At 69.8% G+C, this 25,727-nt stretch carries 20 protein-coding genes; 6 read left to right on the forward strand and 14 right to left on the reverse strand.

Features of this window, described 5'->3' with window-relative positions; genetic code table 11:
• Positions 1-14 precede the first annotated feature (14 nt).
• The 6 genes from LRM40_RS13760 to LRM40_RS13785 are packed head-to-tail and all read right to left on the reverse strand — an operon-like array spanning position 15 to position 4,533.
• Positions 15-776, reverse strand: coding sequence for a lysophospholipid acyltransferase family protein (locus LRM40_RS13760; RefSeq protein WP_231067555.1), 762 nt, complete (start codon positions 774-776; stop codon positions 15-17).
• 4 nt (positions 777-780) lie between these two features.
• Positions 781-2,088, reverse strand: a complete 1,308-nt coding sequence (locus tag LRM40_RS13765) for a dihydroorotase (protein ID WP_151121990.1) — start codon at positions 2,086-2,088, stop codon at positions 781-783.
• Complete coding sequence (locus LRM40_RS13770; RefSeq protein ID WP_022978854.1) at positions 2,085-3,047, reverse strand: aspartate carbamoyltransferase catalytic subunit; 963 nt, start codon at positions 3,045-3,047, stop codon at positions 2,085-2,087. Before LRM40_RS13770 ends, LRM40_RS13765 begins: the two co-directional genes overlap by 4 nt.
• The gene (gene pyrR, locus LRM40_RS13775) at positions 3,048-3,551 is read right to left on the reverse strand and encodes a bifunctional pyr operon transcriptional regulator/uracil phosphoribosyltransferase PyrR (protein ID WP_151121991.1); all 504 of its coding nucleotides are present in this window, start codon (positions 3,549-3,551) and stop codon (positions 3,048-3,050) included.
• A complete protein-coding gene (gene ruvX / locus LRM40_RS13780; RefSeq protein ID WP_151121992.1) occupies positions 3,548-3,955 on the reverse strand; it encodes a Holliday junction resolvase RuvX in 408 nt (135 codons plus the stop codon). Before ruvX ends, pyrR begins: the two co-directional genes overlap by 4 nt.
• On the reverse strand, positions 3,952-4,533 hold the full coding sequence (locus LRM40_RS13785; RefSeq protein ID WP_151121993.1) for a YqgE/AlgH family protein: 582 nt from the start codon (positions 4,531-4,533) through the stop codon (positions 3,952-3,954). The genes ruvX and LRM40_RS13785 overlap by 4 nt, the downstream gene beginning before the upstream one ends.
• 58 nt (positions 4,534-4,591) lie before the next feature.
• Between LRM40_RS13785 and LRM40_RS13790 the strand changes: the two genes are divergently transcribed.
• A complete protein-coding gene (locus LRM40_RS13790) occupies positions 4,592-6,091 on the forward strand; it encodes a cryptochrome/photolyase family protein (protein WP_151121994.1) in 1,500 nt (499 codons plus the stop codon).
• A 24-nt stretch (positions 6,092-6,115) separates the two neighbouring features.
• Here the strand turns inward: LRM40_RS13790 and LRM40_RS13795 are convergent, their stop codons facing one another.
• From LRM40_RS13795 to LRM40_RS13825, 7 genes are all read right to left on the reverse strand, one after another.
• Complete coding sequence (locus LRM40_RS13795) at positions 6,116-7,144, reverse strand: GGDEF domain-containing protein (protein WP_151121995.1); 1,029 nt, start codon at positions 7,142-7,144, stop codon at positions 6,116-6,118.
• Positions 7,145-7,213: 69 nt separating this feature from the next.
• Positions 7,214-13,543 (reverse strand): Hpt domain-containing protein, encoded by a 6,330-nt coding sequence (locus LRM40_RS13800; RefSeq protein ID WP_151121996.1) that lies wholly within the window; start codon positions 13,541-13,543, stop codon positions 7,214-7,216.
• A gap of 55 nt (positions 13,544-13,598) precedes the next feature.
• A complete protein-coding gene (locus LRM40_RS13805; RefSeq protein ID WP_151121997.1) occupies positions 13,599-15,923 on the reverse strand; it encodes a methyl-accepting chemotaxis protein in 2,325 nt (774 codons plus the stop codon).
• A gap of 45 nt (positions 15,924-15,968) precedes the next feature.
• On the reverse strand, positions 15,969-16,490 hold the full coding sequence (locus LRM40_RS13810) for a chemotaxis protein CheW (RefSeq protein WP_151121998.1): 522 nt from the start codon (positions 16,488-16,490) through the stop codon (positions 15,969-15,971).
• A gap of 10 nt (positions 16,491-16,500) precedes the next feature.
• Positions 16,501-16,866 carry a response regulator gene (locus LRM40_RS13815; protein ID WP_151121999.1) on the reverse strand — a complete coding sequence of 122 codons (366 nt, stop codon included), beginning with the start codon at positions 16,864-16,866 and terminating at the stop codon, positions 16,501-16,503.
• 70 nt (positions 16,867-16,936) lie between these two features.
• On the reverse strand, positions 16,937-17,341 hold the full coding sequence (locus LRM40_RS13820) for a response regulator (RefSeq protein WP_022978844.1): 405 nt from the start codon (positions 17,339-17,341) through the stop codon (positions 16,937-16,939).
• Between the two features lie 77 nt (positions 17,342-17,418).
• Positions 17,419-17,571, reverse strand: coding sequence for a rubredoxin (locus LRM40_RS13825; protein ID WP_022978843.1), 153 nt, complete (start codon positions 17,569-17,571; stop codon positions 17,419-17,421).
• Positions 17,572-17,751: 180 nt separating this feature from the next.
• On the opposite strand from LRM40_RS13825, the gene thiD reads away from it, so the two are divergent.
• Genes thiD through mpl form a run of 4 tightly spaced genes read left to right on the forward strand, consistent with a single transcriptional unit; the run spans position 17,752 to position 22,274 of the window.
• Entirely contained in the window at positions 17,752-18,729 is a 978-nt protein-coding gene (thiD, locus tag LRM40_RS13830; RefSeq protein WP_375138542.1) for a bifunctional hydroxymethylpyrimidine kinase/phosphomethylpyrimidine kinase, read from the forward strand.
• Positions 18,686-20,011 carry a glutamate-1-semialdehyde 2,1-aminomutase gene (hemL, locus tag LRM40_RS13835; protein ID WP_151122000.1) on the forward strand — a complete coding sequence of 442 codons (1,326 nt, stop codon included), beginning with the start codon at positions 18,686-18,688 and terminating at the stop codon, positions 20,009-20,011. Before thiD ends, hemL begins: the two co-directional genes overlap by 44 nt.
• Complete coding sequence (locus LRM40_RS13840) at positions 20,008-20,847, forward strand: D-hexose-6-phosphate mutarotase (RefSeq protein WP_151122001.1); 840 nt, start codon at positions 20,008-20,010, stop codon at positions 20,845-20,847. Before hemL ends, LRM40_RS13840 begins: the two co-directional genes overlap by 4 nt.
• A gap of 50 nt (positions 20,848-20,897) precedes the next feature.
• A complete protein-coding gene (mpl, locus tag LRM40_RS13845; protein WP_151122002.1) occupies positions 20,898-22,274 on the forward strand; it encodes a UDP-N-acetylmuramate:L-alanyl-gamma-D-glutamyl-meso-diaminopimelate ligase in 1,377 nt (458 codons plus the stop codon).
• Here the strand turns inward: mpl and LRM40_RS13850 are convergent, their stop codons facing one another.
• The gene (locus LRM40_RS13850) at positions 22,275-24,917 is read right to left on the reverse strand and encodes a zinc-dependent metalloprotease (RefSeq protein WP_231067556.1); all 2,643 of its coding nucleotides are present in this window, start codon (positions 24,915-24,917) and stop codon (positions 22,275-22,277) included.
• 180 nt (positions 24,918-25,097) lie between these two features.
• Between LRM40_RS13850 and LRM40_RS13855 the strand changes: the two genes are divergently transcribed.
• Entirely contained in the window at positions 25,098-25,694 is a 597-nt protein-coding gene (locus LRM40_RS13855) for a YqiA/YcfP family alpha/beta fold hydrolase (RefSeq protein WP_151122004.1), read from the forward strand.
• Positions 25,695-25,727 lie beyond the last annotated feature (33 nt).

Consider the following 25,727-nt stretch of genomic DNA (forward strand, 5'->3'; position numbering starts at 1 on the left):
GCTGAAGCCTGCGATCAGGCCGCAGCGGCCTGATCCAGCTCCGCCTGCAGCAGGGACTGCAGGAACTCTCCCAGCGCCCGCCGGTCGGCATGGGCGGTGGCCTGGGCGGGCAGGAAGTGCACATGCACCACCAGCCCGCGGGCGCTGATGATCTTCCAGATGCTGCCGATCAGCGTGGTGTCGCCGATGTACTGCGCCGCCGTGCCGAAGACCTGTCCCGGCTCGCTGTAGCGCAGCACGATGGGCTGCACCGGCGCCTCCACCGCGATGGCCGCCTGCAGCAGATTGGCATGGAAGGGCAGCACCCGCGGCCCGGGGCCGGTGGTGCCCTCCGGGAAGACCGCCACCGAATCACCCTGACGCAGGGCCTCGGCCATCTGGTGCACCACCCGCAGCGCGTCACGCTTGCGCTCGCGCTCGATGAACAGCGTGCCGACGTGGCGGATCAGCCAGCCCAGCAGCGGCCAGCGCAGCACATCGGCCTTGGAGACGAAGCGCGCCTGCGGGCAGCCCGCATGGATGCTGGCGATGTCCAGCCAGGACACATGGTTGGCGATGAACAGCGTGGCGCCCGGACGCGGCGTGCCCTGCAGGTCCAGCCGGGCGCCGATCAGGCGGATCAGCTTGCCGCTCCACCACTGCACATAGGGTTGGCGGCCCTTGGCGTCCAGATGGCGGAAGCGCAGGGCCACCATGGCCATGCCATGCAGCAAGTGCAGCGCCAGCCGCCCCAGGCGCCAGAGCGCCAGCGGCAGGCGCAACAACAACCCCGGCACGGACTCAGCGTGCCTGGTAGGCCACGGTGCCCGCCACCAGCGTGGCACGCACCTGGCCCGGCAGCGCCATGCCACTGTGACTGAAGTCGAAGGGCGTGGACTTGCCGCGGCTCTTGAGCACGGCCGGGCTCACCTGCCAGACGGCCGCCGGGTCGAAGACGCAGAGGTCGGCCACGCCGCCCTCGACGATCTGCCCGGCGCTGCCGGCCAGCGACCCCAGCGATTCGCCCAGCACCTGCACCGGCTTGCTGGTGATGCGCGCCAGCGTGTCGGCCAGCGAGAGGCCGCTGTCCTGCCCCCACTTGAGCGCCAGGCTCAGCAGCAGTTCCAGGCCGGTGCCACCGGGCTCGGCCTCGGCAAAGGGCACGGTCTTGGCGTCCGCGTCCACCGGGGTGTGGTCCGACACCAGCGCGTCGATCGTGCCGTCGGCCAGGCCGGCGCGCAGCGCCTCGCGGTCGGCCTGCTGGCGCAGCGGCGGGCTCAGGCGCATGGCCGAGTTGAAGTAGCCGATGTCCACGTCGGTCAGGTGCAGCGAATGGATGCTGACGTCGGCGGTGATGGGCAGGCCATCGGCCTTGGCCTGGCGCACCAGGGCCACACCGGCCGCGCTGGACAGACGGCACAGGTGCACCCGCGCACCGGTGGCGCGCACCAGCTCGAAGATGGTGTGCAGGGCGATGGTCTCGGCAGCCACCGGCACGCCAGAGAGGCCCAGCCGGGTGGCCACCGCGCCACTGGCGGCCACGCCCTTGCCCAGCGTGGCATCCTGCGGCCGCAGCCACACCGGGTAGCCGTGGGTCGAGGCGTACTGCAGCGCCCGCAGCAGCACCTGGGTGTCGCGGATCGGGGTCTCGGCCTGGGAAAAGCCCACGCAGCCGGACTCGGTCAGCTCGACCATCTCGGTCAGCGATTCACCGGCCAGGCCGCGCGTGAGCGCCCCCAGCGGGAAGAGCCGGCAGAGGCTGAGCTTGCGGGCGCGGAACTTCAGCATGTCCACCAGGCCGGGCTCGTCCAGCGCCGGGTCGGTGTCGGGCGGGCAGACCAGGCTGGTGACGCCGCCGGCGGCCGCGGCGTTGAGCTCGCTCTCCAGCATGCCCTCGTGCTCGTGGCCGGGCTCGCGCAGGCGGGCCGACAGGTCCACCAGGCCGGGCGAGACCACGCAACCCTCGGCCTCGATGATGCGCTCGGGCGTGAAGTCGGCGGCAATGTTGCCGATGCTGCGGATGCGGCCCGCGGCCACGGCGATGTCGGCGCGCTCGTCGCGGCCGGTGGCCGGGTTCACCACGCGGCCGTTGCGGATCAGGACTTTCATGCTTCGTTCCCCGCGATGATGGACATCACCGCCATGCGCACGGCGATGCCGAAGGTGACCTGGGGCAGGATCACGCTGTGGGTGCCATCGGCCACCGGCGAGTCGATCTCGACGCCGCGGTTGATCGGGCCCGGGTGCATCACGATGGCGTCGGGCTTGGCCAGGGCCAGCTTCTCGTCGGTCAGGCCGTAGGTCTTGAAATACTCGCCGGCGCTGGGCAGCATCGCGCCGCTCATGCGCTCGTTCTGCAGGCGCAGCATGATGATCACGTCGGCGCCGCGGATGCCCTCGGCCAGGTCGCGGCAGACCCGCACGCCCATGCCGGCCAGGTCGCCGGGCACCAGGGTCTTGGGGCCGACGGCGCGGATGTCCGGCACGCCCAGGGTGGTCAGGGCGTGGATGTCCGAGCGGGCCACGCGCGAGTGGACGATGTCGCCGACGATGGCCACGCTCAGCTGCGTGAAGTCCTTCTTGAAGTGGCGGATCGTGTACATGTCCAGCAGCCCCTGGGTGGGGTGGGCATGGCGGCCGTCACCGGCGTTGACCACGTGCACATGCGGCGCGCAGTGCTGGGCGATCAGGTAGGGTGCGCCCGATTCGCTGTGGCGCACCACGAACATGTCGGCGTGCATGGCCGAGAGGTTGGCCACCGTGTCCAGCAGGGTCTCGCCCTTGGCGGTGCTGGACTTGGCGATGTCCAGGTTGACCACGTCGGCCGACAGGCGCTTGGCCGCGATCTCGAAGGTGGTGCGGGTGCGGGTGCTGTTCTCGAAGAACAGATTGAACACGCTCTTGCCGCGCAGCAGCGGCACCTTCTTCACCTCCCGGTCATTGACCGACAGGAAGGTGCCCGCGGTGTCCAGGATGTGGTGGATGACGTCGCGGGGCAGGCCCTCGGTGGTCAGCAGGTGGATCAGCTCACCGTGCTGGTTGAGCTGCGGATTGCGCTTGGAGAGCATTCAGTGCTCCTCTTGGAGGGTGAAGGTGAAGGCGCTGCCGTCGGTGCGGGCCAGCGACAGGCGCTGGGCCGCCGGCAAGGTCACGCGGGCGGCGGCGAAAGCCGGCTGGATGGGCAGCTCGCGCCCGCCCCGGTCCACCAGCACCGCCAGCTGCACGCTGGCCGGCCGGCCGAAGTCGAACAGCTCGTTGATGACCGCGCGGATCGTGCGGCCGGTGTAGAGCACGTCGTCGATCAGCAGGATGTGGCGGCCATCGATGGCGAAGGGCAGATGGGTGGCGTCGGCGGTGCTGGCCAGACCGCGGGCGCCGAAGTCATCGCGGTGCAGGGTGCTGGAGATGACCCCATGCTCGCCGGGCAGGCCCAGGTCGGCCTGCAGGCGCTCGGCCAGCCAGGCCCCGCCCGACCAGATGCCCACCAGGGACAGCTCGGGCTTCAACAGGCTTTTGACGCCCTGACGCAATTCGACGTACAGGGCCTCGGCATCGAGGGACAGGCTGCTCATGGGCTGGGGTGCTCCCGGAAGAATTGATCGAGGATGAGGGCGGCGGACGCGGCGTCGGCGTCGGCGGCGCCCGCGGACAGGGCCTCGGTGGTGGTGTAGCGCTCGTCCACCTCGTGGACGGGCAGACGGAAACGCCCGTGCAGCTGGCGCGCGAACCTGCGTGCCCGACGGGTGTTCTCATGCTCGGCGCCATCGGGGTGGAACGGTACGCCCACCACCAGCGCGTCAGGTTGCCATTGCGCAATCAGCGCGGCGATGGCGGCAAACCGGGCGTCGCCCTGGGCGGTCACGGTGCGCAGGGGTTGCCCCTGGCGCATCAGGCCCGAACCGGTGGCCACGCCCACCCGCTTCTCGCCAAAATCGAACGCCAGGAACGACGAGGTGGACAGGCCACCAGCGCTCATGCGTGCCCCGCTTCCTGCGAGAGCATGCGCGGATCGACCCCCAGCAGGGCCAGCGCCTTCATGTAGCGCTCGTCCACCGGGGTGTCGAAGATGATGGCCGGATCGGCCGGGACGGTCAGCCAGCCGTTGCGGCCCAGCTCGTCCTCCAGCTGGCCCGCCCCCCAGCCGCTGTAGCCCAGGGTGACCAGCACGCGCCTGGGACCATCACCGCGGGCGATGGCCTCCAGCACGTCCTTGCTGGTGGTCATGGCCAGACCCTCGGGCACATTCAGGGTGGAACTGTAGGCCTCCCCCTCGTCGGCCGGGCCGGCGTCGTGCAGCACGAAACCGCGCTCGGTCTGCACCGGGCCGCCGAAATACACCGGCTGCTCGGCCAGGGTGGCGTCGCTCAGGGTCAGGTCGATCTTCTCGAACAGCTCGCCCAGGTTGATGTCCACCGGCTTGTTCACCACCAGGCCCAAGGCGCCCTGGTCGTTGTGTTCGCACAGATAGACCACGGAGCCGGCAAAGCGCTCATCCGCCATGCCCGGCATCGCGATCAGAAACTGATTGGTGAGGTTGATGCCGTCCGCCGCCATGGCGCACATTCTATTTCAGTGCTCCCCAGGGTCGGGCAAATGCCGCGACACTCACGCCATGACGACCCGATTCGACCGTGCCCTGGTCTGGTTCCGGCGCGATCTGCGCGCCGAGGACCACGCCGCCCTGTACGCGGCCTGCCGAGCCGCCCGCCAGGTGTTCTGCCTCTTCGTCTTCGACACCGACATCCTCACCCCCCTGCCCCGCCAGGACCGGCGGGTGGAGTTCATCCGTGACAGCCTGGTGGACCTGGACCACCAGCTGCAGGCCCTGGGCCTGTCCCATGGCGTCGACGGGGTGAGGCTGCTGGTGCGCCATGGCCGTGCCCGTCAGGTGGTGGCCGAGCTGGCCCGCACGCTGGGTGTGCAGGTCGTCTATGCCAATCACGACGACGAACCCGACGCCCTGGCCCGGGACGGCGCAGTGCGGGGGGAGCTGGCGAACGAGGATGTGTCCTTCTACACCGGCAAGGACCATGTGATCTTCGAGCGCGACGAGGTGATGACCGCCGGCGGCACGCCGTTCTCGGTCTTCACCCCCTACAAGAACGCCTGGCTGAAGAAGCTGACGCCCTTCTACCTGAAGGCCTATCCGGTGGCCCGCCATGCCGGCGCGCTGGCGCCCTGGCCCGAAGCGGCGCTGGGGCCGGCCACGGGGGTGCCGGAACTGCAGGACATCGACTTCCAGCGCACCGATCTGCACCGCCTGCGACTGCCCTCCGGCTCTGCGGGCGCCCAGGAACTGCTGGCCGATTTCCTGGAACGCATCGACGACTACGACCGCGCGCGGGACTTCCCGGCCGTCAAGGGCCCCAGCTACCTGAGCACCCACCTGCGCTTCGGCACGGTGTCCATCCGGCGTCTGGCCCGCGAGGCCTGGCAGCGCATGGAAGCCGGCTCGCGAGGTGCCGAGGTCTGGCTGTCCGAGCTGGTCTGGCGCGATTTCTACCATCAGATCCTGCACCACCACCCGCATGTGGTGGGCCATGCCTTCCGACCCGAGTACGAAGCCATCCACTGGGCCCATGGCAAGACGGCCGATGCGCATTTCGAGGCCTGGTGCCAGGGTCGCACCGGCTACCCGCTGGTGGACGCCGCGATGCGCCAGCTGGCGCAGACGGGCTACATGCACAACCGGCTGCGCATGGTGACCGCCAGCTTCCTCGTCAAGGACCTGGGCATCGACTGGCGGCGTGGCGAGGCCTGGTTCGCCCTGCACCTCAACGACTTCGACCTGGCCGCCAACAACGGCGGCTGGCAGTGGGCGGCCTCCACGGGCTGCGACGCCCAGCCCTGGTTCCGCATCTTCAACCCGGTGACCCAGAGCGAGAAGTTCGACCCCGAGGGCAAGTTCATCCGGCGCTATGTGCCCGAGCTGGCCAAGCTGCCAGCCAGCGCCATCCACGCCCCCTGGCAGGCCCGCCCGCTGGAGCTGGCCGAAGCCGGACTGCGGTTGGAAGCGGACTACCCGCTGCCGATCGTGGACCATGCCGTGGCCCGGCAACACACCCTGGCACGCTACGCCGTGGTGAAGGACCGCAGCAAGTCCGCCCCCTGAGGCAGAGGGGCGTCGGCGTGGCGCCTAGAAGAATTCGACGTCGCTGGCCTTATCGTCGTCCGCCAGTTGTCCCTGGCGGATCAGGGCCTCCAGGCAGCGCACCTGGTCGCGGCCATGGTTCTTGGCGAAGTAGACGGCCCGGTCCGCCCGCTCCACGGCCGCCACCGGGGTGTCGCCGGGGCGGACATCGGTGAAGCCGATGCTCAAGGTGAGCCGCTGGACCTGCGGAAAGCTGTGGGTGGCCACGCGGGAACGGAACCGGTCGAAGGCCAGGAAGGCGTCTTCCTCGGTGGCACAGCGCAAGAGCACCACGAACTCTTCGCCCCCGAAGCGGTAAAGCTGATCGTAGTAGCGGAAGGTGCTGCACATCAGCTGGGAGACGATCAGCAGCACCTCGTCGCCGATGACATGGCCGAAGTTGTCGTTGACCTGCTTGAAGTGGTCGATGTCCAGCACCGCCAGCCAGTACCGCGGCGGCGCGGTCTGGCGACGCTCGGCCTGCCCATCCGGCAGCAGGTCCTGCACGGGCTGGATGGCCGCCTTGTAGAACGAGTCGTCGAAACTCTTGCGGTTGAGCAGGCCGGTGAGGGTGTCCCGCTCGCTGTAGTCCAGCAAACCCAGCTGGTTGCGCACCACCGCCAGCACTGCGTTGATGCTGCGGACCTGGGCCGGCGTGGGCGCGCGCTCGGTCACCACCTCGACCACCCCGCCCTGCCCCACCTGGCCCGGCAGGGGAAAGAGGCTGAGGTTGTCGCTGGCCCGCCAGGTCCGGGGGCGCCCGGTGAGCAGGCAGTCCCGCCAGGCCGGCTGCTCGTCCAGGGCCGGCTGGTCGCCGCTGTCGGTCCACATGGACACCATGACCGGGGCGGAAGAGGCTTCGCCGCGCTGGGCCCGCGTGAGCCAGCGCTGGGCGCCTTCATCACCCACCACACGGTGCACCGCCACCCGGCGGGCCCGCGTCAGGTCGGCCACAGCGGCCACCAGACCGGCATCCAGCGCATCCCGGTCACGCAGCCCGGTGAGGGCTGCCAACTGCTCCAGCAACTGGGTCATGGTGACGAGGAAGGACCGAGCGACGACGCGACCGCTGCGCCCTGAGGCCCGGCCGCGTCAGCGCCCAAGTCAGGCCTCCACCCCGGCCTGGACGTAGCCCTGGACCAGCTTCAGCAGCAGGTCTTCGTCGTAGGGCTTGCCCAGGTAGTGGTTGACGCCCAGTTCGCGAGCGTGCTCCTGGTGCTTCTCGGCGATGCGGGAGGTGATCATGATCACCGGCAGCGAAGCCAGCCGGACATCCCCGCGGACGTTGCGCATCAGGTCGAAACCATCCATGCGCGGCATCTCGATGTCGCACAGCATGACCACCGGGGTTTCCTCGGCCAGCCGCTCCAGGGCTTCCAGGCCGTCCTTGGCGAGCGCCACGCGGTAGCCTTCGCGCTGCAGCAGGCGCTGGGTGACCCGGCGCACCGTGAGCGAATCGTCCACCACCAGCACCAGCGGGGCCTTCACCTCGGGCTCGACCGGCTGCACCACCGGCACCAGGGTTTCCGGCCCGGCGCCCGCCGCGGCGGCCTGCAGCTGGGCGCGCACTTCGGCACCATACACCGCCACCAGCGCGACCGGGTTGTAGATCAGCACCGTCTCGCCGCTGGCCCGCACCGACATGCCGGCCAGGCCCGGCAGGCGCGAGAGCTGCGGCCCCAGGTTCTTCACCACCACTTCCTGGTTGCCCAGGATCTGGCTGACGTGAATGGCCACGCGCTGGTCCGCGCTTCGCACCACCACCACCGGCAGGGTGCGACCGTCCGCCGCCCCCCGCAAGGCGTCCTGCAGCAGGGACCCCAGCCAGAAGAAGGGCAGGTCCTCCTCGCCATGGCGCAGGACGCCCTGGGCATAGGCCTGCTCGATCTCGGCCGCCGGCACGCGCCGCACGGTTTCCACCAGGGTGGACGGGACGGCCACGGTCTGGTTGCCCGCCTGCATCAGCACCACCTGCGTCACGGCGGTGGTCAGCGGCAGCAGCATGCGGAAGGCCGTGCCCTGCCCGGAGGTGCTGGCGGTCTCGATGCGACCGCCCATGGCGGTCACTTCCGTGCGCACCACGTCCATGCCCACGCCCCGGCCAGCCAGCTCGGTCACTTCCTCGGCCGTGGTGAAACCCGGCGCGAAGATCAGCGAGGCCAGCTCGGCTTCGGTCGGCCGGCTGTCCGCGTTCAGCAGGCCTGCGGCCGTCGCCCGTTCGGCGATGCGGGCCAGGTTCAGGCCCGCGCCGTCGTCGCGCACGTCCAGCTGCACTTCGTTGCCGCTCTGGCGCACCAGCACCTCGATGCCGCCGACGGCCGGCTTGCCCATGGCTTCGCGCAGGCCGGCCGGCTCGATGCCGTGCACCACGGCATTGCGCAGCAGATGCTCCAGCGGCGGTGCGATGCGGTCCAACACCGCACGGTCCATTTCGATGCCGCCACCGGACAGGTTCAGGCGCACCTGCTTGCCGGTCTCCTTGGCGGCCTGGCGGACCACACGGTAGAGGCGGTCCGACAGGGTGTCGAACTCCACCATCCGGGCACGCAGCAGATCGTCCTGCAGGTCGCGCGCCAGACGGGCCTGCATGGCCAGCTGGTCTTCCGCGTCCTGCAAGGTCTGCAGCAGGCTGCGCTGCACGGTGCCCACGTCGGACACCGACTCGGCCATCATCCGGGTCAGTTCCTGCACCCGGGTGAAGCGGTCCATCTCGAGCGGGTCGAAGGACTGCTGCGAGCTGCGCGCCGCCTCGATGCGGGTGGCCATCTGCGTCTCGGCCTGCAGTTCCAGGTCGCGCAGCTGCCGGCGCAGACGCTCCAGGTTGTCCGTCAGCTCGCGCAGGCTGCCCTGCATCTGGCCGACGTCGGCCTCCATGCGAGCGCGGGCGATGCCCACTTCACCGGCATGGCTCACCATGCGGTCCAGCAGGGGCGCACGCACGCGCACGCTGCCGGCCGCCAGATCGGCGGCGGTGCCGAGGTCGGACGGGGCATGGCCTGCGGCCGCGAAGCCCTTGGCCAGGCGCGACCAGTCCACCCGCACGTCGGGCATCGGGGAGGAAGCGCTCTCGGCGGGCACAGCCGCCGGCTGCGTGTCGGCAGGGGCCGGCTCGGAAACCAGGGCCTGCACCAGGCTCTCGGGCGCCACGGGCTCCAGCTCCGGCACGGATGCAGTGGCTGCGACCACCTCCGGCAGTGCCTCGAAGCCGCCGGCCTGCAAGCGGGCGAACTCCTCGGCCAGCTGGTCCACGCCTTGGTGGAGCGGGCTGATCGCACCGGCCTCCACCTGACCGCGTGCCATGTGGCGCTCGATCGCCGTCTCCAGCCGGTGGGCCATTTCGCCCAGGCGCATGGCGCCGGCCAGCCGGGCACCGCCCTTGAAGGTGTGCAGGGCCCGCATCGCCGCCACGCCGGCATTCATCTGATCGGGTTGGGCCTCCCACTGGCGCAGGTGCTCGGCCAGCTGGGGCAGCAGCTCGGCCCCCTCGTCCACGAAGATGTCGAAGAGCTCGGCGTCGATCGCGTCGGCCGCCTCGATCTGCTCGCCCAGCAGGGTGGCCGCGCCGACCGGTTCGGCGCGCAGCGGCGTGCCACCGGCGCCGGGCGAGGGCTCGGCATCCTCCAGCGCGGAGAACTTCACCTCCCCCAGGGGATTGAGCGAAGCAAAGGACGTCACCGGCCGATCCAGGTCGTCCTCGGAGACCTCCGGACCTTCGTCGCCCTCGCCGCCGGGCAAGGCGGCCTCGCTCAGGGCGGCCAGACGCTCGTTCAGTTGGACCTCGTCGTGCTCGTGCGCGCTCAGGCGCTCGAGGATGTCCGTCTGCACGGGCTTGAGGAAGCCGGCCGCGAACTGATGCAGCAGGCGGCGGATCTCTTCGGCCACACCGAGGTAGAGCTCGGCTTCGGCCGCCTCGCCGCGACCGCGGGCCTGGGAGCGCTCCAGCGCATGCTCCAGCCGGCGGGCCAGGTTGGAGAGATCCTGGAAGCCCACGGTGGCCGAATTGCCCGCCAGCGAGTGCGCCAGCGCCACGGCGGTTTCACCCACCGGACGGTCCAGCTCCAGCTGCCATTCGGACAGCTCGGTGCTCAAGCGGCGCGACTGCTCGTCGGCCTCGTTGAGGTAGATGTTGAACAGCGCGATCTGGATGCGCAGCGGACCCACCACCTTGTAGCGCTCGGCATCGTCCTCCGGGGACGGCGCCTCCACCGCAGGTTCGGGGGCAGACTCGGACGCTGCAGGGGCCTCGGAGCTCGGCTCCACAGAGACATCGGCCATCGACCCGGCGGCCGTCTCGGCCCAAGGTGCCTCGGGCGGCACGGCCTCCGGTGCAGGCGGCGCGTCCTGGTCCTCGACCGAACCGTCCACCCGCAGCTCCGAAGTCTCTTCGGCCGGGGGCGATGGCGGCGTGTCTGCCTCGGGAGCACTGGGTGCCTCCTGCAGCCCGTTGACACGCTCGTGCAGCTCTTCGGAGACCCACGCCTCCAGCAACACGGGCTCCTCGCGTGGGGAGGGAGCAGGCGCGGGAGCAGGCTCCGACGCTTCGTCCAACTGGGTATCCGACCACCCCGGCGGCAGCCCGCCGGCCAAGTCAGACGGCGGCTCGAGGGTGGTTTGCGGCTCGTCGTCGACCTCGCCGGTGGCCACCACGTCACGCAGGTCCGCCGGCAGTTCCAGCAGCGACAGGCGCTCCTCGGACGACTCACCGGTCGACAGCGCGGGGGCCGGGGCCTCGACGCTCAGGTCCAGATCCAGATCGGGCACGACCGCGTCTGCGGGGCCCGTACCGGCATCCAGGTCCAGGTCGAGGTCGATCAGATGCGGATCCACCTCCGGCGTCGGCTCCACTGCCTCGCCGAGGGTCTCGTCCAGCACCGGCAAGGGCATGGTGGCGGCCGCCCAGGCTGCCGACGCATCGGCTGGCTCAGAGACCTCGGGCATCTCGGTGAGCTCGGGCAGTTCCGGAGCCTCTGCCGAAGCCGGCTCCGCACGCAGCGTCAGGTCGGCAGGCAAGGCCGATCCACCCAGGCGGAGGGCCTGCGCCTCGGCCATCAGGGGCGCCCCCTGGGGCGCGTCGTCCTGGCCCTCGGCCACACGGCCGATCCAGTCTTCCAGCTGATCCAGGGCACGGCCGGTGAAATCGCACAGCGGCTCATCGGCACGCACCACCGCCTCGGCCAAGCGGGCGTTGTAGAGCTGCTCGCACGACCAGGCCGCCTCGCCGAAGGCGGTGAGGCCAACCATGCGGGAGCTGCCCTTGAGCGTGTGGAAGGCACGCCGCACCGTGGTCATGGCCTCGAGATCGGTGGCGTCCGCGCGCAGGCCCGCCAGACCCTCACGGGCCTGCTCGAGCACCTCGCGCGCTTCCTCCAGGAAAATCTCGCGCATGTCGTCATCGTCGTCGCCCGCAGGTGCGGGCGACGGCATCGCAGCCGGCGGCGCCGGAGGCGTGGCCAGCGATGCCAGGGCCTGCACCACATCGGCCCGCGCGGCCTCCTCGGCGTGCGCGTCCTGGGTTTGGGCCTGGGCCAGCGCCTCGCGGGCCTGGCTCACCACCTGAGCCACGTCGGGCTGGTCGGCCGCGACGGCCTGATCGGCCAGGCCCTCCAGGTGACGATGCAGATCCTCGGTGGAGACATTCTCCTGCTCGGCACTGCGGGCCAGGGTCTGCACCTGGTCCAGCAGGGCGGACTCGACCTCCACCGGCTTGGCCGCCGCCTTGGCGCGCCCCATCAGCGCTGCAAACCGGCCGGTCGCCGGGTCGAAGCGGAACAGGGCCTTGGCCAGCTGGGGTTGCACGCCCAGCATGTCGATCAGGAAGGACAGCGCCCCCAGGTTGTCGGCCAGCTGGTCGGTCGCGCGGGAGGCGTCGGCGTCCTGGGCCAGCACGGCAGCCACGTCGTCGCGCATGCGCTGCACGGCCTGCGCCGCCTGATCCAGCCCCAGCACCGAGAGCACGCCGCGCATGGCGTTGAACTGGTTGGGCACCGGCGTGAGCGCCTCGCGCTCGTCCGCATTGCGGTTGAAGCGGTCGAGCTGCTGCTCGATCTCGGCCAGGGTGGCGCGCAGTTCCTGCACCACGCTGCCCATGGACTGACGGTCGGAAACCTCACGGTACAGGGCCTCGACCCAGGGCTCCAGCGGCGGTGCTGAACCGCCTGCGGTGACCATCTCCAGGCGCTGCGCCACCTGCTGGATGCGATCCTGCAGGTCCGGGTGCTCGGGATCGGCCTCGTCCAGGGAGGCATCCAGGCACAGCAGCGTGGTGGCCACCTCCATCGCCAGCTCGGGCGAAGGACCGCGCCCCGCCTGCACGGCGCTCTCGGTGGCGGCCTGCAGGGCCTGGGCCAGCCGCTCGCCGTCCTGGTAGATCTGGCGGATCGACTCGCCCACTTGGGCGGTCTGCTCGTGCAGGCTGGCCAGGGAGGCCAGTTCACCGGCAGCCACCAGCGACCAGCTCTCCTTGAGCGCGGCCACGCGACGCCGGGCCTGCGGCACCAGGGCCGGGTCGTAGCGGCCCAGCGGGCTGTGTTCGTAATCGGCGCTGTCCAGCGCCGGCAGATCGCACTGGCGCGCCACCTGAGACAGGCGCGGCGCCTGGACATCGTCACGGCGGGCGCGGGCGCAGAAGAACAGCAGATCCTGCAGCAGGCGGTCCGGGCAATCCTGCACGCCGCGCTCCACCGCCCGCAGCTGGACCAGCAGGCGCGAGGCCAGTCGCTTGGCCAGCAGATCCGGCGGCAGCAGCCCCTGGGCCTGCGCCTCGAAGAAGGCCGAGGCAAGCCGCCAGGCCAGACCCAGCCGGCCCTCGGCGCGCTCGCCCAACTGGGCAAAGGCATCACTCATGCGACGGGCCGCCGCCACATCGCCGCGCAGGTACTTCAGCAGACGGGCCTCGACCGCCTGACGCACCCGCGGGTCCGGCGCCATGGCAGCGCCGGGGGCCGAGGCCGGCAACACCGGCAGGGATTCCCAGAGGTCCGAGGGATGGATGCGCTCCGCGCCGGCCAGGGTCATGACCTCACGGTATTGCGGGAACAGCCCCAGCTCCGACGGAGCCCGTCCGGCCAGTTGCCGCCCCAGGAAATCCAGCACCGCGAAAGAAGCCTTCTCGATCGCTTCGACCGGCGCGGCCTCGCAGACCAACTCGCCGCGGTCGAGGCGCTGCACGACCTGCTCGCTGGCACGCAGCACGCGGGCCGCGCTGACCTGACCGATCAGCTCCAGCGCTCCCACGCCCTGGTGGATCAGGTTGCGGGCCTGCTGCAAGGCCGGGTGGGAGGCTGGCGCGGGCACGTCGGCCGGCTGCTGCTCCTGGTTGCGCAGTTGGCGGCGCAGGGACTTGTGCGCGTTGTCGAGCGTCCTGCGCAGCTCATCCTGGACCCAGGCGAGTGCGCTCAGGTCTCCCGGCAGTTCTTGATCGTGAGTTGAATCCATGGTCGTGCCGGGTTCCTTCATCGTCCCTCAGGCTGCCGTGCTGCCTGCTGCAAGGTCAGGCAATCTTGAAACGGTCCACCGTTTGACGCAGTTCATCGGCAGATCGCGACAGGTCATGAACCATTTGCGCGGTCGAACGCGTGCCCTCACCGGTCTGTTCGGTCACCGCGAAGATGTGCTGGATGTTGGCCGCCACCACGTTGGCGGACTCGGCTTCGCTGCGGGCTTCGTTCGAGATGCCGTCGATCAGCTCGGACAGTTCGCGCGTCACGCGGTCGATCTCGACCAGGGCCGCACCGGCCGCGTCGGACAGCTGCGCGTTCTGCACCACACCCTGGGTCGACTGCTCCATGGCGGCCACGGCGTCCTGGGTGTCGGTCTGAATGGTCTTTACCAGGGCCGCGATCTGCCGCGTCGCATCGGCCGAGCGTTCGGCCAGCCGCTGCACTTCTTCGGCCACCACCGAGAAGCCCCGGCCCGCTTCGCCGGCGGACGCGGCCTGGATGGCGGCGTTCAGCGCCAGCACGTTGGTCTGTTCGGTAATGTCGGAAATCAGCTCGGTGATTTCGCCGATCTCCTGCGAGGATTCGCCCAGCCGCTTGATGCGCTTGGAGGTTTCCTGGATCTGCTCGCGCAGCGTGTTCATGCCGTCGATGGTGTCGGCCACCGCCTTGCGGCCGGAGTCCGCCGCCTCCAGGGACTGGCGGGCCACCGCGGCCGTCTGCTGCGCCTGTGCGGACACCTGGTTGATGCGCACGGCCATCTGCAGCACCGATTCGCCGGTTTCGCGGATCTCGCGCAGCTGTTCGGTGGACGCAGCCAGCAGTTCGGTGGAGGTCTGCTCCACCTGCTGAGTGGTTTCCGTCACCCGGGCCGCCGTGCCCTGCACCTGGGCCACCAGGGAGCGCAGCTCTTCCACCGTGTAGTTCACCGAGTCGGCGATGGCGCCGGTGATGTCCTCGGTCACCGTGGCCTGCTGGGTCAGGTCGCCCTCGGCCACCGTCTGCAGCTCGTTCATCAGCCGCAGAATGGCCGCCTGGTTGGCGTCGTTCACGCGCTTGGCTTCACGCTCCTGCTCCTCGGCCGCCACCCGCTGGGCTTCGGCCTGCTGGGCGCGCAGGGCCTGGTTGCGCACGTACAGACGCAGCAGACCGGCACCGCCGGCCAGGATGGCCGCCGCCGAGACCAGCAAGGCCACCAGATAGCCTGCACTCAGGCCGCCGCTGCTCTCGAGGCTGCGCTGCACCTGTTCCAAGCCCTTTCGCAGGGGCTCGGAATCCGCCACGATCGCGTTCTGGGCCTCACGCGCGGCCACCAGGCCTTGCAGGTTGCCCAGAATGGCGGTGGCCTGCGCCCGGGTCTCCTCGTATTGGGAGATCAGCTGCTCCAGGCGCTCGCGGGTGGCGGCGTCCTTGGTGCCGGGCAGGCGCAGCTCGGCATTGCCGCGCAGCAGGCCGTCGGCGATCTCGCGGAAGGAGTTCAGGTCCTTGCCCAGCAGGAACACGGCCTCGGGGCTCACGCCTTCCAGCGTCAGGAATTCGTTGGCGCTCTTGCCGATGCGCTGGGTCAGCATCACCAGCTCACCCACCGCGGAGATCTCCACCGGCGAGGCATTGCCCTGCAGCTTCAGCGAGGACACGGTCTCGGCGGTTTCCAACAGGTCGGAGGACTGGCGGTTGATCAGGCGCAGCGCCTGACCCACCTGCGTCAGCACGGTCTGCTGGGCCAGCACCACACCGGCGTTCTTCTCGGCGCGGTCCACCAGCGGCAGCAGCGGCGAGAGCACATCCTGTGTGCTGCCACCCACGGCCGAGAGATCCGCATTGCCCTTGGCCAGGCCACGCAGGTTGTGGGCCAGCACCTGGCCGCTTTCACGCACTTCCGGGAAGGCCGCCGGACTGCCCACCAGGGCCTGGGACACCGACTTGGCCAGTCGCTGCGACTGCATCAGGGCCTGGCCGGTGGCGGTCAGCTGACCGGCCTGCCGGTTGGCGGCGCCCAGCGAGAGCGCACCGGTGATCACGAACACGGCAGCCCCCGCACCGACCATGGTCAGCAGCAGCCGCTGCTGCTCGTACAGGGGGCGGCGCCCGATCAGGGGCAGGCCGGTGGATTCCTCGCCGAAGGTGGAGACATCCGGCGGCAGCTGGGACAGCGCGGGGTCGTCCCCGTCCGGCGGCAGGGCCGCGGCCGGCGGTGGGACATCGCCCGCACCCGCGGACTGCTCCAGCCGCTGATCGATCTGTTCGAGTAGGCGGTCGACTTCGTGGTCGGCATCGGTCGAGGCCGCCGCTGCTGCGGCAGGCGCCTGCGCGGCATCCGAGTCTTGAGAGGCCGAACGGGCGGCAAACTTGTTCTTCAACTGATCGAGCAGGCTCATCTCATCCTCTCAGGGAATGCCTCGAATCACGACAGGACAGCCACGTCAACCCGCAGCCACTTCAAGAAAGAGCGGATCCTGGACCAGGGCCGCCAGATCCAATTCATCCCAGACCCTGCCCTGGCCGTCGCGCCACTGGCGCACGGCAAAGGCCGGGCGGGGGCCCGGGTCATCGGTCACGCGTTGCAGCTGTTCGCTGTCACGCAGCCCCACCAGGCGGTCGATCAGCAGAGCCGAGTTGACCCGCAGACCCGGGTTGAACACGACCAACTGCCCGGTGCGCGTCCCGGCACCCCGTTCGCGCAGCCCCAGGAAGGCTGCGAGGTCCATCACCGCGTTGAGCTGACCGCGCACGTTCGCGACGCCGACCAGCCAGGGCGCCGCGTGGGGCACCGGCGTCACATCCCGCAGGGACTGGATTTCGCCGGCCTGCCCCAGCGGCAGCAGCAACCCTGCCCCGGCGCACTCCACGGCCAGCCAGCCGGCCTCGCGGGGCCGCTCCCGGGCCGCCTGCAGTCGGTTGGCCAGCCGGACCTGGAGTTCTCGCAGCGCTTCCTTGTTGGACATCGCCGCCTGCTCAGCCCAGGGCCTGGATCTTGGCCATCAGGTCATCGGCATCGACCGGCTTGACCACATAGTCGCGGGCGCCTTGACGCAGCCCCCACACCCGGTCGGTCTCCTGGTTCTTGCTGGTGCACATGATCACCGGCACATCGGCGTAACGGGGGTCGCGGGTGATGGTGCGGGTCAGCTGGAAGCCGTTGGTGCCCGGCATCACCACGTCCATCAGGATCAGGTCCGGTTTGGCCTCGGACAGGCGGCGCATGGCCTCCTCACCGCTTTCGGCCGTCCGCACGCTGAAACCACGCTTGGTCAGCATCTCGGACAGGTAATGCAACTCGGTCTTCGAGTCGTCGACGAGAAGAATGTTCTGGATGCTCATGAAGCTACCCTGCAAAACAGCACCGCCACGGCGCGGCACGCCTCAACGGTCGTGAGCGCCGCGGCCGGCATCACCGCTGCACGGCCAGCGCACGGAAGTGCGCCACCGCCTGCAGCAACTGGTCCTTGGTGAAAGGCTTGGTCAGGTAATCGTCGGAACCGACCATGCGGCCACGAGCCTTGTCGAACACGCCGTCCTTGGAAGACAGCATGATCACCGGCACCTGGGCAAACCGGGGATTGCGCTTGATGATGGCGCAGGTCTGGTAGCCATCGAGCCGCGGCATCAGGATGTCGCAGAAGATGAGGTCCGGTTCGAAATCATTGACCTTGGCCAAGGCGTCGAAACCATCTTCGGCCAGTATCACTTCGTAACCACCTTGGCGCAGAAAGATTTCTGCACTGCGCCGGATGGTGTTGCTGTCGTCAATCACCAGCACCCGGGTGGTTGGCGACGCAGTTTGCGTCAGACCCAAATCCGTCACCTCGCGCCCCCTCACGAATTACATCCCAACGGGTCTGACCGACTGCCGCTCGCGCATGGCGGAGCAGTTCAGATCTGAACCATCTCAAAATCTTCCTTGCGTGCGCCGCACTCGGGGCAGGTCCAGTTCATGGGCACGTCCTCCCATTTGGTCCCCGGGGCAATGCCATGCTCGGGATCACCGGCAGCCTCGTCGTAAATCCATCCGCAGATGAGGCACATCCAGGTTGTGTTTTCGCTCACGGTATCCAAGCCAGATCACTACAATCCGTACGAGTATAGCGATGGGATGCAAGGTTACGACAAGGTTTTGTCGACACTTGCGCAACATCATCCCGACACATCCTGCGATCCCGCGTCGGCCGGACTGCCCTCTGCCTATTTCATCGACCGGCCCCAGCCATGAACATTGAATCCCCCTCCGACGCCTCCACCCCCGACGGCACCGCCCAGGATGCGGGCGCATCGCCCGCCTGCGTGATGAGCTTCAACGCCGGCGACCCCAGCGGCGCTGGCGGTGTGGCGGGTGACATCGCCACCATCGCGGCCATGGGCGCGCACGCCCTGCCGGTGGTGACCACCCTGCTGATGCGCGACACCGCCGAGGTCTTCGACCAGCACCTGATCGAAGGCGATGCGGTGGTGGAACAGGCCCGCAGCATCCTGGAGGACGTCACCGCCAGCGCCTTCAAGGTCGGCTTCCTGGGTTCCGCCGAGAACGTCAGCGCGGTGGCCGAGATCCTCTCGGACTACGCGGAGCTTCCGCTGGTGTCCTACCTGCCCAACCTGTCCTGGCTGGAGGAAGACGAGCACCAGAGCTACCTGGACGCCTTCCGCGAGCTGATCCTGCCGGCCACCGAGGTGCTGGTGGGCAGCCACAAGACGCTGACCGACTTCCTGCTGCCCGAGTGGGAGTCCGAGCGCCCGGCCTCGCCGCGCGAGCTGGCCGTGGCCGCCGCCGAACACGGCGCCCGCTACCTGCTGGTGACCGGCGTGATGCTGCCAGCCAAGGCGGGCCAGTTCATTGACAACGTGCTGGCCTCGGCCCAGGGCGCCCTGACCGGCGAGAAGTTCGAGCTCTTCGACGTCAGCTTCGTCGGCGCGGGTGACACCCTGTCGGCCGCGCTGGCCGCCCTGCTGGCCGTGGGCGCCGAGATCCAGGCCGCCACCGGCGAGGCCCTGCAGTTCCTGGACCAGAGCCTGGACGCCGGCTTCCGCCCCGGCATGGGCCACGTCATTCCCGACCGCTTCTTCTGGGCCCTGCCCCCGGAGGATGAACAAGCCGCCGAGGGCGCGCCCGAGCCGAATCCGCCCGGCCCCACCCCCAGCTTTCCCGATGAACCCCCTGCCGCGCCCGGAGGCCGCCGCCGTGTCCACTAATGCCCAACTCTTCGAACGGGCCCAACAGTCCATCCCTGGCGGCGTGAACTCGCCGGTGCGCGCCTTCCGCGCCGTCGGCGGCACGCCCCGCTTCATCACCCGCGCCGAAGGCGCCTACATCTGGGACGCCGAGGGCCAGCGCTACATCGACTACATCGGCTCCTGGGGCCCGATGATCCTGGGCCATGGCCATCCGGCCGTGCTGGAAGCCGTGCTGGCCGCCGCCCGCGACGGCTTCAGCTTCGGCGCCCCGACCGAACGCGAGGTCGAGCTGGCCGAGGCCATCATCGGCCTGGTGCCCAGCATCGAACAGGTGCGTCTGGTGTCTTCCGGTACCGAGGCCGGCATGAGCGCCATCCGCCTGGCGCGCGGCGCCACCGGCCGCAGCAAGATCATCAAGTTCGAGGGCTGCTACCACGGCCATGCCGACGCCCTGCTGGTCAAGGCCGGCTCGGGCCTGGCCACCTTCGGCCACCCCACCAGCGCCGGCGTGCCAGCCGAGGTGGTGCAGCACACCCTGGTGCTCGAGTACAACAACGTCGAGCAGATCGAGGCCGCCTTCCAGGCCCATGGCAAGGACATCGCCTGCGTGATGATTGAGCCGATCGCCGGCAACATGAATTTCGTGCGTGCCAGCGTGCCCTTCGTCAAGCGCATCCGCGAGCTGTGCGACCAGCACGGCGCGCTGTTCATCTTCGACGAGGTGATGACCGGCTTCCGCGTGGCCCTGGGTTCGGCCCAGAGCCTGTATGCGAAGGCCATCCCCGGCTTCACGCCCGACATCTCGGTGTTCGGCAAGGTGATCGGCGGCGGCATGCCGCTGGCGGCCTTCGCCAGCAGCCGGCGCATCATGCAGAACCTGGCCCCGCTGGGCCCGGTCTACCAGGCCGGCACCCTGTCAGGCAACCCGGTGGCCACCGCCTGCGGTTTGGCCACCCTGAAGGAAATCTCCAAGCCCGGCTTCCACGAGGCCCTGGGCGCCAAGACCCGCCGCCTGATGACCGGTCTGAAGGCTGCGGCGGATGCCGCCGGCGTGCCCTTCAGTGTGGACAGCGAGGGCGGCATGTTCGGCTTCTTCTTCATGCCCGAGCTGCCGCAGAACTACCAGCAGGTCATGACCACCGACCAGGCCCGCTTCAACCGCTTCTTCCACGGCATGCTCGAGCGCGGCGTCTACCTGGCCCCGGCCCTGTACGAAGCCGGTTTCACCAGCGCCGCGCTGAGCGACGCCGACCTGGACGCCACCCTCGCCGCGGCCAAGGACGTCCTGGCCCAAGCATGAGTGACATCCGTCTGACCGAGTTTCGCGGCCAGCCCGCCGTCCGACTGCGCGCGCCCGATGGCGCGCAGGCCACCGTGCTGCTGCATGGCGGCCACCTGGTGTCCTGGATGCCGGCTGGCGGCGAGGAGCAGCTCTACCTGTCCCCCACCGCCCGCTACGGCGTGGGCGCCTCGGTGCGCGGTGGCGTGCCGGTGATCTTCCCGCAGTTCAACGAACGCGGCCCGCTGCCCCGCCACGGCCTGGTGCGCACCCGCAGCTGGACGCCGGTGCAATCGGTGGTGCGGGGCGAGCACGCGATTGCGACGCTGCGCTTCACCGACGACATGGCCACCCGCACCCACTGGCCCCACGGCTTCACCGCCGAGCTGACGGTGAGCGTGGCCGGACGCGACCTGGACATCGAGCTGTGCATCACCAACACCGGTGAAACCCCCTTCGACTTCCATGCCGCGCTGCACACCTACCTGCGCTGCCAGAACGTCGAGAAGGCCCAGCTCGAGGGCCTGCAGGGTTGCCATTACGAAGATGCGCTGCTGGGCGTCGAAGGCGACCAGTGGGGCGACGTCACCGCGGTCATCGGCGCCATCGACCGCGTCTACCACCAGGCCCCGCGCCAGCTGATCCTGCGCGAGCTGGGCCGCAAGCTGCTCATCAGCCTGAGCGACTTCGAGGACGTCGTGGTCTGGAACCCCGGACCCGAAGGCGCGTCCAAGCTGACGGACCTGCCCGCCGAGGACTGGCGGCACATGCTCTGCGTGGAAGCCGCCTGCGTGCGCGAACCCATCACCCTCGTCCCCGGGGACGAGTGGGCCGGCCGCCAGAGCTTCACCTGCTGAACCCGCGCGGGCGCGATCGCCGATCGCGTCTGCGCCACCCCTTTTTCGCCATGCACATTCACATCCTGGGCATCTGCGGCACCTTCATGGGCGGCCTGGCGGCCCTGGCGCGAGAAGCCGGCCACACCGTCACCGGCTGCGACGCCAACGTCTATCCGCCGATGAGCGACCAGCTCCGGGCCCTGGGCATCGAGCTGATCGAAGGCTTCGGCCCGGAACAGCTGTCGCTCCAACCCGACCTCTTCGTGGTGGGCAACGTCGTCACCCGGGGCAACCCGCTGATGGAGGCCATCCTCGACGCGGGCCTGCCCTACACCAGCGGCCCGCAGTGGCTGGCCGAGCATGTGCTTCAGGGCCGCCATGTGCTGGCCGTGGCCGGCACCCACGGCAAGACCACCACCACCTCGATGCTGGCCTGGGTGCTGGAGGACGCCGGCCTGCAGCCGGGCTTCCTGGTCGGTGGCGTGCCGCAGAACTTCGGTGTTTCCGCAAGGCTCGGAAACGGGGCTGCATTCGTCATCGAAGCCGATGAATACGACACGGCCTTCTTCGACAAGCGCAGCAAGTTCGTGCACTACCGGCCGCGCACGGCCATCCTGAACAACCTCGAGTACGACCACGCCGACATCTTCCCGGACCTGGCCGCCATCGAGACCCAGTTCCACCACCTGGTGCGCACCGTGCCGTCCACCGGCTGTCTGGTGGTGAATGCCCGCGAGGAGGCCCTGCAGCGGGTGCTGGCGCGCGGCTGCTGGAGCCAGGTCCAGCGCTTCGGCGCCCGCAAGGAGGAGCCAGGCACGTTGCGCGCGCGCGGCGAACCCCATGCCTTCGACGTGTTGCGTGGTGCCATGAAGATCGCGCGTGTCGAGTGGGGCCTGCTGGGCGAACACAACCAGCTCAACGCCCTGGCCACCATCGCCGCGGCCGAGCACCTGGGCGTGGCGCCCGAGGTCAGCGCGGCCGCGCTGGGCCGCTTCCAGAACGTGCGCCGACGCCTGGAGCTGCGCGGCGAGGCCGGTGGGGTGAAGGTCTACGACGACTTCGCCCACCACCCCACCGCCATCCGCACCACGCTGGACGGCCTGCGCCGCAAGGTGGGGCTGGACCAGCGCATCCTGGCCGCCTTCGAACCCCGCAGCAACACCATGAAGCTGGGCACCATGAAGGCCCAGCTGCCCTGGGCGCTGGAAGAGGCCGACCTGTCCTTCTGCCACAGCGGCGGCCTGGGCTGGGATGCCCGCGAGGCCCTCTCGCCCATGGGCGCCCAAGCCCAGGTCTGCGACAGCATCGACGCGATGGTGAGCGCCATCGTCAAGGCCGCCCGCCCGGGCGACCATGTGCTGTGCATGAGCAACGGCGGCTTCGGCGGCATCCACGAGAAGCTGCTGGCCGCCCTTGCAGAGAAGGGCGCGCCAGCCGCTGGCTGATCAGCTCAGGCTCATCGAGGCCTTCAGGGCTTCGGTGAGTCGACTCAGGCTCTCCGCCACGTGGGCCCTCGACTCGACCGACAGCGCACCGCGCGCCGAGGCGGCCTTGAGCTGGGCCTGCAGCCTGACCGCATGCCAGCGCACCAGGCTGACCGCATCGGCCGGCAGCTTGCCGCCGCCCTTGGTCAGGATGGCCACCACCCGTTGCAGATGCTCACGCTGCAGATTGCGCCGCATCGGGTCGATCTCGCGTCCGGTCTGCAACTCGCTCCAGACACTGGATTGCAGGGTGGCATAGACCTCGTCGAGCGACAGCGCGCCCTTGCGCTGGGCCGGGCTCAGGTAGTTCGGCAGGTCCAGCAGGCGCTGGGCGGTGCCGGCAGACATCAGCTTGTCCAGCGCCTGGGTCTGCAGCTGCAGCACCACCGCCGGGATGCTCACCGGCTTGGCACGCTCCCATTCAGTGTAGTCGGGTGACAGCGAGGCCAGGAACTCCGGCCGGAAGCTGAAACTGTCGACGCTGAAGATGTCCTTGGACAGCAGCTGCAGCGCCTGGCGCTGCAACGCCGGGGCCACCGGCTGGTAGGCCGGGCGGTCGGTGGTGCCCGGCAGGTCGCGCAGCGTCTGCATGCCGCCCACGTACTTGGCCACCATCTCGGGCATGTTGCGCAGCTGGCGGAAGCCGCTCAGCAGCACGCGGCGCGCGCGCAGCGGGTCATCCCCCGGCCGCGCGCCACGCGCCTGCACCCGGGTCCACAGCTCGCGCGAGAGCTCCATGCGCCGGCTGTACCAGGCCAGGGGGTCGTCGCCCAGGTCGAAACGGTTGGCCAGCGGGTCGATGCCCCCCACCGGGCCGCCCTCGGCGTCGGCATCGTCGGCATAGGCCAGAGCCGGCTCGGTGCTGCGGCTGGCGATGCGGCCCAGCTCCTGCGCCTCCTGCCCCGGCGCGATGGGCTTGTAGGCGTACTCGATGGCCCAGTAGTCGTAAGGGCCCAGCGTGGTGTTGGTGATCGACGAGGTCGGCTCGCCGCGCAGCGGCAGGTTGTAGGCGTTGTAGTCCATCACCGAGCCCGAGGTGCCGTGGGCAGCCGTCCAGGCCGGGTCCTTGAGCTGCGCGCGGGTCACGGTGGTGGAGGCCTTGAAGTTGTGCTTCAGCCCCAGGGTGTGGCCCACCTCGTGGGTGATCACGTCCTTGATGACGGCCTGCACGAAGGCCTCGGCCTCGGGACTGTCCGGTGCGATGTCACCACGGGCCTCCAGCAGATCCAGGGCAAAGCCCATCTGCTCGGCGGCCTCCTGCGCGTAGTTGCAGTGCTCCTCATCGCCGCGACCGCCGCCCAGCACCAGGGACTGGGCCGCCTGGGTGGCGCGCTGCAGCACCTGCGCGCGTGCGCTGCCGGTGTCCTCGACCAGCACGCGACGCGCCCCGCGGGCGAAGACGTCGCTCATCGCGATGTCCGCGTCCAGGATCTCGCCGGTGCGCGGGTCCGCCTTGCTCGGACCGCGGGCGAAGCCCACATCGGCGCCGACGAACCAGCGGATCGAGGCATGGTCGGCATCCAGGGTGTCGAAATCGGCGTCGTCAGGCTGCTGCCGCACCACGATGGCGTTCTTGAAACCGATCTTCTCGAAGGCTTTGTTCCACTCCAGGATGCCGGCGGTGATGGTGGCCCGGTAGCGCTCGGGGATGTTCTTGTCCAGCCAGTAGGTGATGGGCTTGACCGGCTCCGACAGCTCGGCCGAGGGGTCCTTCTTCTCCAGACGCCAACGGTCCACGTAGTGCACCCGCTGGTTGGGCTTGAGGTCGGTGCTGAAGTCGGTGAAATCCTCGGTGAAGAAGCCCAGGCGCGGGTCGGCCAGCCGCGGCGCCATCGGCTGCTCGGGCAGCTGGGCCAGGCTGTAGGTCACGCCGACGAAGAAGTTGCGCGGATCGGGCGTGGTTTCGGGCGGCGGCGGGGTGGGCACCGGCGGCGGGGTGAGCGGCGGCGCGGGCAGGCGCGGCGTGGCGAACAGCAGGCGCACGTTCAAGGTGGTCAGCCCCGCGTCGGCGCGGACCGATTCGAAGGAGGATTCACCCCGGGCCAGGCCGTAGGGCAGGCGGAAGGCTGCCTCCAGCTGGGTGGAGTAGCCGATGATGTCGGACAGCAGGAAGCTGGCATCGACCAGCACGCTCTTGCGCTGCGGGTGCGGCGCACTGGCCACCGGCGCCGCGCCCAGCAGGCTCTCGGCAAAGGCCTGGCGCACGGCGGCCTGGGAGGGTTTGTCCGCGCCGGGGCGGTAGGCCATGTTCAGCGCGATCAGCTGGATCTGCTTGCCAACTTGGCGGAACTCGGCCGTCCAGTCCGGGCCCATCTGGCTGGCATACAGGCCGCGCTCGCCCACCGATTGGTTGACGCCCGCGGTCAGCAGAAAGGGCTGACCCAGGCGCTCGGCCGGGATCTCCAGCCACACTTTGTCGTCCTTGCGCCAGACCGGGAAGAAGCCATCAACACGCTGGGCGTCCTTGATGACCTCGTCGAAAGGCTTGGGCGCGCTGGGGTCCGGCCGGGCCGCCACCTGGGGTGCGCTGGCCGCCGCGGCAGGCTCCGGCGCGCCGGGCTGGGCCTGGGCCATGGCCGCCAGCGCACCCAGCAGGGCGCTCACCAGCACGGTGCGGACAGGGCGGAACGCCGGAACCGGCGCAGCGAAAGCGGAAGAAGGCTGAGACATGGACATCAGGGGCAGAAGCCCGGGTCGGGCGGGAAGGCGGGCCACGGCGGCCAGGATCGGGCCGTGCGGCGGCAAGCGGCTCTTGTACCTCAAGATCGCCCCTACACTGATCCCATGCTTCCCTCGCATCTGCTGTATCTGCACGGCTTCCGCTCCTCCCCCCGGTCGGCCAAGGCCCGCGCAGTGGCGGCTTGGCGGGATGTCCACCGCCCGGATCTGCGCCTGTGCTGCCCCCAGCTGCCGCCCTCCCCCCGCGAGGCCATCGCGCTGGCCCTGGATCTGGTGCGCGACTGGCCGCTGGAGGGCACGGTGCTGGTGGGCAGTTCGCTGGGCGGCTTCTATGCCACGGTGCTGGCCGAACGCCTGGGCCGGCCGGCCGTGCTCTTCAACCCCGCGGTGAACCCGGCGCGGGACCTGGCCCGCCACATCGGCGAGCAGACCGCCTGGCACAACCCGCTGGACCGTTTCTACTTCCGCGAGGAGTTCATCGGCGAGCTGCAGGCCATGACCCCGGCGCAGCTCAGCCTGCCCGAGCGCTACTTCCCCGTCATCGCCACCGGCGACGAGGTGCTGGACTGGCGCGAGATGGCTGCGCGCTACGCGGGCGCGCCACGCCTGCTCATCGAGGGCAGCGACCACGCACTGAGCGATTTCGAGGCACCGCTCGCCTACATGGTCCGCTCGCTGCAACTGCTGGAGCCCGCCGGCTGACGGCCCGGCCCGCCCATCGGCGACAATCCGGCG

This window comes from Ideonella dechloratans, from assembly GCF_021049305.1.
GTDB lineage: Bacteria > Pseudomonadota > Gammaproteobacteria > Burkholderiales > Burkholderiaceae_C > Ideonella > Ideonella dechloratans.